At 74.7% G+C, this 9,988-nt stretch carries 8 protein-coding genes; 3 read left to right on the plus strand and 5 right to left on the minus strand.

Features of this window, described 5'->3' with window-relative positions; all coding sequences use genetic code 11:
* The first annotated feature begins 211 nt into the window (after nt 1-211).
* Nucleotides 212-838, plus strand: a complete 627-nt coding sequence (locus tag ACIBIW_RS03160; RefSeq protein ID WP_399331300.1) for a hypothetical protein — start codon at nt 212-214, stop codon at nt 836-838.
* Nucleotides 839-914: 76 nt separating this feature from the next.
* On the opposite strand, the gene purH is transcribed toward ACIBIW_RS03160, so the two are convergent.
* Both purH and purN read right to left on the minus strand, forming a co-directional pair.
* A complete protein-coding gene (gene purH, locus ACIBIW_RS03165) occupies nt 915-2,492 on the minus strand; it encodes a bifunctional phosphoribosylaminoimidazolecarboxamide formyltransferase/IMP cyclohydrolase (RefSeq protein ID WP_399331907.1) in 1,578 nt (525 codons plus the stop codon).
* A gap of 11 nt (nt 2,493-2,503) precedes the next feature.
* A complete protein-coding gene (purN, locus tag ACIBIW_RS03170) occupies nt 2,504-3,178 on the minus strand; it encodes a phosphoribosylglycinamide formyltransferase (RefSeq protein WP_399331302.1) in 675 nt (224 codons plus the stop codon).
* A 457-nt stretch (nt 3,179-3,635) separates the two neighbouring features.
* Here purN and ACIBIW_RS03175 point away from each other — a divergent pair, with 457 nt between their 5' ends.
* The gene (locus tag ACIBIW_RS03175; RefSeq protein ID WP_399331304.1) at nt 3,636-4,604 is read left to right on the plus strand and encodes a hypothetical protein; all 969 of its coding nucleotides are present in this window, start codon (nt 3,636-3,638) and stop codon (nt 4,602-4,604) included.
* A gap of 7 nt (nt 4,605-4,611) precedes the next feature.
* On the opposite strand, the gene ACIBIW_RS03180 is transcribed toward ACIBIW_RS03175, so the two are convergent.
* Nucleotides 4,612-6,393 (minus strand): DUF6350 family protein, encoded by a 1,782-nt coding sequence (locus ACIBIW_RS03180; protein WP_399331306.1) that lies wholly within the window; start codon nt 6,391-6,393, stop codon nt 4,612-4,614.
* 155 nt (nt 6,394-6,548) lie between these two features.
* Between ACIBIW_RS03180 and ACIBIW_RS03185 the strand changes: the two genes are divergently transcribed.
* Nucleotides 6,549-7,676, plus strand: coding sequence for a helix-turn-helix domain-containing protein (locus ACIBIW_RS03185; RefSeq protein ID WP_399331308.1), 1,128 nt, complete (start codon nt 6,549-6,551; stop codon nt 7,674-7,676).
* Nucleotides 7,677-7,731: 55 nt separating this feature from the next.
* Here ACIBIW_RS03185 and sucD read toward each other — a convergent pair whose 3' ends face one another.
* Together sucD and sucC are read right to left on the minus strand one after the other, a co-directional pair.
* Complete coding sequence (sucD, locus tag ACIBIW_RS03190) at nt 7,732-8,613, minus strand: succinate--CoA ligase subunit alpha (protein WP_399331309.1); 882 nt, start codon at nt 8,611-8,613, stop codon at nt 7,732-7,734.
* 44 nt (nt 8,614-8,657) lie between these two features.
* A complete protein-coding gene (gene sucC, locus ACIBIW_RS03195; protein WP_399331311.1) occupies nt 8,658-9,833 on the minus strand; it encodes an ADP-forming succinate--CoA ligase subunit beta in 1,176 nt (391 codons plus the stop codon).
* Between the last annotated feature and the right edge of the window lie 155 nt (nt 9,834-9,988).

Below are 9,988 nucleotides of genomic sequence, written 5' to 3' on the forward strand. Positions count from 1 at the left end.
AGTCCCCGCCTCCGCTCCCCGGGCGCCCCGCGCGTCCCGCCAGGACCGCGATGGGACAAGGACCGGAGGGCGACTGGACAAATGCACCCATGTTTTAGAACGATGAACGATACGGTGTCGCGGGCATAGCCCGAGGGGGGCGGGCCGCTGTCGAACTCCAGACCCTCCGTGCGTGCCGTGCCGTCCCCGCATTCCCCGACGGAGGAACCCGATGAGCTTCGGCGATCCCAACAACCCCTGGGGCCAGCCGCCCCAGCAGCCGCCGCCGCAACACCCGCCGTACCAGCAGCCGATGGGCCCGCCGGGTTACGGCTACGGCTACCCGCAGCAGCCGATGTACCCCGGCTACCCGGGCGGCACCATGATGCAGCCGGTGATGCCGGGGCTGGTGACCACCGCGCGCGTGCTGCTCTTCATCATCGCCGCGGTGCAGGTGATCGCCGGGATCTTCATGGTGTTCGCGGCCGCCACCGTGAACGACGCCTCCAACGCCGCCGACAGCACCTTCGACAACGATTTCGGCAACGACTTCGCCGACATCGGCCACGAGTCGGCGGGCATCATCCTCGTGATCGGCCTCGTCTTCCTGGCGTTCTGCGCGCTCTCCATCACGCTGGGCGCGAAGTTCGGCCGGGGCGCGCAGGGCGTGCGCATCACGACGCTGGTGTACGGCATTCTCGGCACGGTGCTCGGCGTGCTCGCGCTGGTCGGCGCGGCGGACTCCGGCTCCTCCGTGGCGCTGGTGTGGTCCCTACTGTGGATCGCGTTCGGCGGCCTCATCGCCGCGGCGATGATCACACGCGCGGGCGCCGCCTGGTTCAACCGCCCGCGGTACTGACGCCGTCCCGGGGCCGGTGCGCGCCGGCCGCGCCCCGGGCGGGGGCGGCGGGCGCGCACCGGCCTTCGGCCGTGTGTCAGTGGTAGAAGTGCCGTGTCCCGGTGAAGTACATGGTGACGCCCGCCTTCTCGGCCGCCTCCACCGCCTGGTTGTCCCGGATGGAGCCGCCGGGCTGCACGATCGCCCTGACCCCGGCGGCGATCAGCACCTCGGGCCCGTCGGGGAACGGGAAGAAGGCATCGGACGCCGCGAACGAGCCCTGGGCGCGCTCCTGCCCCGCGCGCTCCACGGCGAGCCGGCACGAGTCGACCCGGTTGACCTGCCCCATGCCGATACCGACGGAGGCGCCGTCCTTCGCGAGCAGGATCGCGTTGGACTTCACCGCGCGGCACGCCTTCCACGCGAAGGCGAGCGCGGCCAGGTCGGCGGCGGGCAGCGCCGCGCCGCTCGCGAGGGTCCACGACGCCGGGTCGTCGCCCTCCGCCTGGAGCCTGTCGGTGACCTGGAGCAGCGCGCCGCCGTCGATGGCGCGCACCTCGGTGCTGTTCTCCGGGGCCTTCGCCGCCCGCAGCACCCGCAGGGTCTTGCGCTTGGTGAGGACTTCCAGCGCACCGTCCTCGTAGCCGGGGGCCACGATGACCTCGGTGAAGATCTCCGCGACCTGCTCCGCGAGCTGCCTGGTCACCGGCCTGTTGACGGCGATGACGCCGCCGTAGGCAGAGACCGGGTCGCAGGCGTGCGCCTTGCGGTGCGCCTCGGCGACGTCGTCGGCGACGGCGATACCGCAGGGGTTGGCGTGCTTGATGATCGCGACACAGGGCTCGGCGTGGTCGTACGCGGCACGGCGCGCGGCATCCGTGTCGGTGTAGTTGTTGTACGACATCTCCTTGCCGTGCAACTGCTCGGCGTCCGCCAGGGTCTCGCCCGACGTGGCGCCGGGCGCGGTGTAGAGGGCGGCGGCCTGGTGCGGGTTCTCGCCGTAGCGCAGCACGTTCTTGCGCCGGTAGGTGGCGCCGATGAAGTCCGGGTGGCCGCTGTCGTCGAGGGCCGCGTAGTCCTCGGCGAACCAGGAGGCGACGGCCACGTCGTAGGCGGCGGTGTGCTGGAACGCCTCGGCCGCCAGCCGCCTGCGCACCGCGAGGTCGAAACCGCCGTCCCTGACCGCCGCGAGCAGGTCGCCGTAGCGCGCGGGGCTGGTGACGACGGCGACGGAGGGGTGGTTCTTGGCGGCGGAGCGGACCATGGCGGGGCCGCCGATGTCGATCTGCTCGACGCACTCGTCGGGGGTGGCGCCGGACGCGACGGTCTGCTGGAACGGGTACAGGTTGGAGACCAGCAGGTCGAAGGGGAGGACGTCAAGATCGGCGAGCTGGCTGCGGTGGCTTTCGAGGCGCAGGTCTGCGAGGAGCCCGGCGTGCACGCGCGGGTGCAGCGTCTTCACCCGGCCGTCGAGGCACTCGGGGAAGCCGGTCAGCTCCTCGACCGGGGTGACCGGGACGCCCGCGGCGGCGATCCTGGCGGCCGTGGACCCGGTCGACACCAGCTCCACCCCGGCCTCGTGCAGCCCACGCGCGAGGTCCTCAAGACCGGTCTTGTCATAGACGCTGACGAGGGCGCGGCGGATGGGCCGCCTCGTTCCCTCTGCCTGCTGGATGCCTTCGGCGTTCACGGGATTCTTACCTTTCGTCCCTCAATGCGGTAGCCGTTGCGGGCCAGTCGCCCCACGACATCGACGAGCAGCCGTCGCTCGACGTCCTTGATGCGCTCGTGGAGGGCGGCCTCGCCCTCCTCGGTGTCCTCCTCCACCACCTCGACCACGCCCTGGGCGATGATCGGCCCGGTGTCGACGCCGTCGTCGACGAAGTGGACGGTGCACCCGGTGACCCTGGCGCCGTAGGCGAGCGCGTCGCGCACCCCGTGCGCCCCGGGGAAGCTGGGCAGCAGCGCGGGGTGCGTGTTGACGGTCCGCCCCCCGAAGCGGGCCAGGAACTCCTTGCCGAGGATCTTCATGAACCCGGCGGACACCACGAGGTCGGGCCCGTGCGCGGCGACGGCCTCGGTCAGCGCGCGGTCCCAGTCGGCGCGGCTCGGGTGGTCCCCCACCCGGCACACGAACGTGGGCAGGCCCGCCGCGCGGGCGCGGGCGAGGCCGCCCGCCGAGGCCCGGTCGGCGCCGACGGCGACGACGCGCGCGCCGTAGTCCTCCGCCCCGCGCCCGGCGATGGCGTCGAGCAGTGCCTGGAGGTTCGTACCCGATCCGGAGACCAGGACGACGAGGCGCTTGGCGGCCACAGGCGGGGCCCTTTCTCGCGAGGAGCGCCCGGGTCCTGGCGCCCGCACGGATGGTTCGGACGGGGGCCGCACACGACGGGCCCGCCCGGCGGCCCGCGCCGCGGCCGCCCTGCCGCGGGCGCGGCGTGGCGTCGGGGCGTGAGCCGTTCCGGTACGGGGACGTGGGCGGCGGTGGCGGTCTTGAACCGGCGGCCGTGTGAGGGCGCCCGCCGTCTTTTGTACGGTCCTACGAAGGCTTCGCGCTCCCGGATCTGGGGAACCCTACGAAGCGGTGGACCGTCGGCAACGATACCGGCACGGCTGACGGCCCCCGTGGGACGGGTGTGTGGCCGGAAGGTAGCGTCGTGCGGGGATCGCGTGGGAACGGCAGGGGATCTCCGGTCGTTCTCCCGGCAGAGACGAGCCTCATACCAGCACGCGCCGTGCGGTTCCCGCGCCCGCGGGTTCAGCGCCCGCCGACCCCCAGCCCCGCAGCGGGCGCGACCGAGGAGAAGAAGCACACCAGATGCCCGACCCAAGCCTCCGCCCGCTTCCGCTCGGCCCCATGCCCGTGGCGTCCGCGGCGGCCACCGGCGCACGCGGCGGCGTGAGTCTGCCGCGGGAGCGCCGCCCCGCACCCCCGCGCGGCGGGCGGGACGGCGGGGACTCCGCACCGGGCGCCGACGGCACCGCGCCCGAGGACGACAACCCCTTCGCACCGCCCCCCGAGGGCGCCCCCGACCGGCCCTGGGAGCCCCGTACCCCTCCCGGAGGCCGCGGCGAGGGGGGCCGGGGAGACGACGGGGAGGACGCGCGGGGACGGGGCAGTTCCCCCTGGGGCAGCCAGTGGAGCGACAACCAGCCCGGCAGGGCGCCCGGCGGCGGCTTCGGCGACCGCCCAGGCCGGCGCCCGCAGGGCGGTCCCGGGGGCGGTCCCGAGGGGCCGCAGGGGCAGCGCGGCGGACCGCGCTGGGACCCGAAGGACCCGGCCCAGCGGCGCGCGCGCTACGCGCTCCTCGGCGGCATGTGGGCGTTCTTCTTCGCGCTGTTCGGCTGGCGCTATCCGGCGCTGCTGCTCGGCGCGCTCGCGCTCTACTGGAGCATCAGCTCCCTGCGGGCGGCGCCCCGCACCCCCGATCCGACGGCCCCTCAGCAGGACCCGCGCCCGGGCGTCGCGCCCCCGCCGGGCGACGGCACCGCCTCCGGTGCGGACGCGCAGGCCCAGACGCCCGCCGCCCGGGCCCCCGGCGCCCCGGGACCGGCCGCCCAGCCGCCGGGGGCGCCCGGCTCCGGCGCGAAGCCGCAGACCACGGCGGCGGTCAGCGGGCTCGTCACCGCGGCGCTCGCACTGGCCATCGTGGCGGCCACCTTCGCGGCCCAACTGGTCTACCGCGACTACTACACCTGTGTGAACGACGCCCTGACCAACAGCGCCAAGCACTCCTGCGAGCAGCACCTCCCCTCGCAGCTCCGCTCGGTCCTCGGCGAGCCGTAAGCCCCCGTCAGGAGGCGGCCGACGGACCCTCGTCGGAGGCGGCGTCCTGCTCCTGCGAGCCGTCCGGCTCCGGGGGCCCGGCGGCAGGGGGCTGCTCGGCCCCGGTGGCCGCCGCGCCCTCGTCCCGCCGGTCGGCGGCGGTCGACTGCCCGGGTCCTGCGGGCGGTTCGGCCGGGGCGCCGGAAGGCGGCCCGGCGGCGCGGTCCCGGGTACCCGCGGCACCGGTCGCTCCGGGGCCACCGGTCGCTCCGGCGGCACCGGGGGCGAGGGAGGCGGCGGAGCCGCCGAGCCCCGTACCGGCGCCGGTTCCCCGGCCGGTTCCGGTGCCTGTCCCGGTGCTTGGCCCCGGGCCTGCCCCGGCGCCCGTCCCGGGGCCGAAGGGCGCGCCGGGCTCGTCTCCTGGGTCCGGCAGGAAGCCCGGTTCCGAGAGGAAGTCATAGGGCTCCACGGCGGGTTCCCGCCGCCGCTGCCGCACCGGCTCCCCGCGCCACGGCAGCCGTACCCGCGGCATCCGTGGGACCCGCCGCAGCGCCGCGCCCGCCGTAGCCCAGGGCACCAGCGCGACCGCCGCCCCCAGGGTGCCCACGGCGACGACCCAGCCGAACGCCGCCCCGCCCGTCTGCCACCACACGGGGCCGAAGTCCGCGAGGACCGAGGCGCCGAGCGGTCCCCCCGCGAGCGACGCCAGCACCGCCACGCACACCCCGCAGCAGAGCGCGGCGGCGGGGAGCGCGAGCAGCGCGCGCCTGGCGCCCCGTACCCCCGTCACCACGAACCACGCCACCGTCGCCCCGGCCACCACCGGCACCGCCACCGCCGCGAAGCCCACCGGGGAAGCCCCTTCCGGGACGGCCGCGAGCAGCGGGAACGGCGGCAGCGGCGGCGCCGCGTCCACCCCGAACGGCGCCACGATGTGCCCGGCGCCCAGCGGGAACCCGGGGCCGAGCGCATAGGCAGCCGCCCACACCGCCGCGTTCGGCACCAGCGCGGCCGCCAGCAGCAGTACCGCGAAGCGCCCCGAGAGACCGGCGGTGAGCTGGGTGAACGACGCCCTGGCCGGCTCACCGTGCCAGACGAGCGAGAGCCCGGCGACCACCGCGCCGCCGCCCAGCAGCGCCAGCGTCCCGGCCGCGCCCGCGCGCGCGACCGCCGCCGCCCATCGGCGCGCGCCGGTGGCGCCGGGGGACGTCACCCGGCCGGGAAGCACCCGCCACAGCCGCCGCCTCGTGCCCCGCGCCCCGTACCCCCGCCAGGCACCGGCCAGCGCCGCGCCCAGGACGAGCAGCGGCGGGCGCACCGCGCTACCGGGCCACCCGGGCCGCAGCGCCCCGCCGCGCGCGTATGCCACCAACCCCGCGCCGACCAGCAGATAGCCGAGGGCGACGCCCCACCAGGCGGCGGAGCCCCCGCGCGGGCTCTCCGCGGAGCGCTCCGCCGCGCCGCGCGCCGCCCTGAAGACGAGCCAGAGCGGCCCCGCGAGCAGCAGCAGCGGCACCACGTCGACCGGCACGGGCGCCCCGGACAGCGTGTCCGTCCTGACGAGCCCCGCGCCGTGTCCGAGCAGCCAGAGCGACGCGGCGACATGGAAGGCGCCGCCGAGTCCGCTGTCCGGGTACGGGGAGCCGACCCAGAGCAGGGTCACCAGTACCGCGAGCGCGCAGAACCCGGCCCCGGCCGCGGCGGCGCCGCGCAGCGCGCACAGCAGGGGACCCGCGGGCCTGGTACGGGGTCTGGACAGCTCGGAGAGCAACGGCGGCAGGGGCTTGTCGTGCTGCGGGGTCCTCGCCATGCGGACATGCTGCCCCCGACACGCACCTTCTCGTCGTAAGAGGAGAATTACGGATGTGTCGCACAAGATACATTTATGCGTTTCTTCGTACGGGACGGCAGGGGCGCCGCCCGCCGCGGCGGCATGGACACGGGGCGCGGCGCGGGGAGTTCGCCATGCCGCTGACACCGGGGGCCGCGCCGCCCCCGCTGCCGTCGCCCAAGGAGCGCAGACGGCTGCGCGAGGCGAGGTTGCTGACGGTCGAGGCGCTGGCGGGACAGGTCGGCGTCACCGCCGCCACGGTGCGGCGCTGGGAGACCGGCCGTCAGACGCCCTCGGGCCGCAGGCGCGAGGTGTACGCGCGCGTGCTCGCCCGCCTCGCGGACCCCCCGGACGCGCCTGCGCCGGAGCGCACGCCCCAGCCCGCGCCGGAACCCGCGCCGGAGCAGGCAGCCGAGCCCGCGCCGGGTCCCCCCGAGGAGGCCGCCCCCGAGGCATCACCCGCGCCCGCTGCCCCCGCCCCGCCGTCGAAACCCGCGCCGACCCCCGCCGAGGCGTTCGACGCGCTCTGCGCGCGCACCGGGCCCGCGCTGCTGCGGCAGGCGTATCTGCTGACGGGGCGCCGTGCCGCGGCGCATGACGTGGTGGAGCGGGCGTTCCATCTCGCCTGGCAGCGCTGGCCCGAGGTGGCCGTGGACCCGGACCCGGGGAGCTGGGTGCGGGCGGCCTGTCATGAGTACGCGCTGTCGCCGTGGCCGCGCCCGTTCCGCGCGCGGGAGGCGCCCCCGGCGCGTGCCGAGGGCCGCGCGCTGCTCGCCGCGCTGCTCGCGCTGCCCCCGTCGTACCGCAGGGCGCTGCTGCTGCACGACGGCGTCGGTGTCGGGGTGCCGGAGACGGCCGCGGAGACCGAGGCGACCACGGCCGCCACCGCGAACCGGGTCGGGCACGCCCGGCAGGCGGTGGCCGAGGCGCTGCCGGCGCTCGCGGACCCGGCGGAGCTGCATGCGGCCCTGGTACGCCTCGCGGACGGCGAGCGCCTTGAGCCGCGGCCCCCGGCGGCGGTGCGGACAGGGGCCGAGCGGCGGGCCGGTCTGCGTACCGGGGCGGCGCTGACGTTCACCGGGGTGATCCTGGCGCTCACCGGCCTCACCCTCGCGACGGCGCCCACCCACCATGTGTGGCCGACGGCGCCAGGAACGCCGATCGAGGGGGTTCCCGCGCTGTCAGGTCCCCCCGCCCTGGGCCGCCCCGCGCCGGGGCCGCGCCCCGAGGACCCGTACCGGCTGGCGCCACGGGCCGGATGACGGCGCCGGGCCCGCACCCCGGCGGGGGTACGGGCCCGGGGGCGTGGCCCGGACGTCAGCCGAGGAGCTGGCGGGCGAGGCCCGCGGTCTCGGTGGGGGTCTTGCCGACCTTCACCCCGGCGGCCTCAAGGGCCTCCTTCTTCGCCTGGGCGGTGCCGGAGGAGCCGGAGACGATGGCGCCCGCGTGGCCCATCGTCTTGCCCTCGGGCGCGGTGAACCCGGCGACGTAGCCGACGACCGGCTTGGTCACGTGCGCCTTGATGTAGTCCGCGGCGCGCTCCTCGGCGTCGCCGCCGATCTCACCGATCATCACGATCAGATCGGTGTCGGGGTCCGCCTGGAACGCTTCGAGTGCGTCGATGTGAGTGGTGCCGATGACCGGGTCGCCACCGATGCCGATCGCGGTCGAGAAGCCGATGTCCCGCAGCTCGTACATCATCTGGTAGGTCAGGGTGCCCGACTTGGACACCAGGCCGATACGGCCCGGCTTGGTGATGTCGCCGGGGATGATGCCCGCGTTCGACTGGCCCGGGGTGATGATGCCGGGGCAGTTCGGACCGATGATGCGGGTCTTGTTGCCCTTCTTGCCCGCGTACGCCCAGAACGAGGCGGAGTCGTGCACCGCGATGCCCTCGGTGATCACGACGGCGAGCGGGATCTCGGCGTCGATGGCCTCGACGACGGCGCTCTTGGTGAACTTCTCCGGTACGAAGATCACGCTGACATTGGCGCCGGTCTTCTCGATGGCCTCCTTGACGGAGCCGAAGACCGGGATGCTGGAGCCGTCGATGTCGACCGAGGTGCCCGCCTTGCGCGGGTTGACGCCGCCGACGATGTTGGTGCCGTCGCCGAGCATGAGGCGGGTGTGCTTCATCCCGGTGGAGCCGGTCATGCCCTGGACGATGACCTTGCTGTCCTTGGTGAGGAAGATAGCCATGGCTTGGTGTACCTAGTCCCTAGTCGTGTCTCGAACGCGCACGGTCAACGCGCGGCGGCCAGCTCTGCGGCCTTGTCCGCCGCGCCGTCCATGGTGTCCACCCGCTGGACCAGCGGGTGGTTGGCGTCGGACAGGATCTTGCGACCCAGCTCCGCGTTGTTGCCGTCGAGGCGCACGACGAGCGGCTTGGTGACGTCCTCGCCCTTGTCCTTGAGGAGCGCGAGGGCCTGCACGATGCCGTTGGCGACCTCGTCGCAGGCGGTGATGCCGCCGAAGACGTTCACGAAGACGGACTTGACGTCCTGGTCGCCCAGGATGATCTCCAGGCCGTCGGCCATGACCTGCGCCGAGGCGCCGCCGCCGATGTCGAGGAAGTTGGCGGGCTTCACGTCGCCGTGCTTCTCGCCCGCGTACGCGACCACGTCGAGGGTGGACATGACGAGCCCGGCGCCGTTGCCGATGATGCCGACCTCGCCGTCGAGCTTGACGTAGTTGAGGTTCTTGGCCTTGGCCGCGGCCTCCAGCGGGTTCGCGGCGGCCTTGTCCTCAAGGGCCTCGTGCTCCGGCTGGCGGAAGGCGGCGTTGTCGTCGAGGGAGACCTTGCCGTCGAGGGCGATGACCTTGCCTTCGGCGGTCTTCACCAGCGGGTTGACCTCGACGAGGAGGGCGTCCTCCTTGATGAAGACGGTCCACAGGGTCTTGAGGACGTGGGTGATCTGGTCGGCGAGTTCGGCGGGGAACTTCGCCGCGGCGACGATCTCCCGGGCCTTCTCGTCGGTGACGCCGTCGATGGCGTCGACCGGGATCTTGGCCAGGGCCTCGGGCTTGGTGGCCGCGACCTCCTCGATCTCCATGCCGCCCTCGACGGACGCCATGGCGAGGAAGGTGCGGTTGGTGCGGTCGAGCAGGAAGGAGACGTAGTACTCCTCCGCGATGTCCGCGGTCTGGGCGAGCATCACGCGGTGCACGGTGTGCCCCTTGATGTCCATGCCCAGGATCTGCCCGGCCTTCTCGACCGCGTCGGCCGGGTCCGCGGCCAGCTTGACGCCGCCAGCCTTGCCCCGGCCGCCGGTCTTGACCTGCGCCTTGACGACCGCGCGGCCGCCGAGTCGCTCGGTCACCTCGCGCGCTGCCTCAGGCGTTTCGATGACTTCACCGGCCAGCACCGGCACACCGTGCTTGGCGAAGAGGTCCCTCGCCTGGTACTCGAACAGGTCCACGCGCGTCCGTCCCTATCAGTGGTCTCGCCGCTCTGCGGTTGGCTTAACTGCTGGGCGTGCCGCGGAGGGCGACGTGAGGGCGCCGAGGCGCGTGTCCCGCGGGGCAGGCGTACCACCCGTACCGGTACGCGGCATGTCCGCATGGCAGGTTATCG

It is taken from the genome of Streptomyces sp. NPDC050560 (assembly GCF_044457285.1).
Taxonomy (GTDB): domain Bacteria; phylum Actinomycetota; class Actinomycetes; order Streptomycetales; family Streptomycetaceae; genus Streptomyces.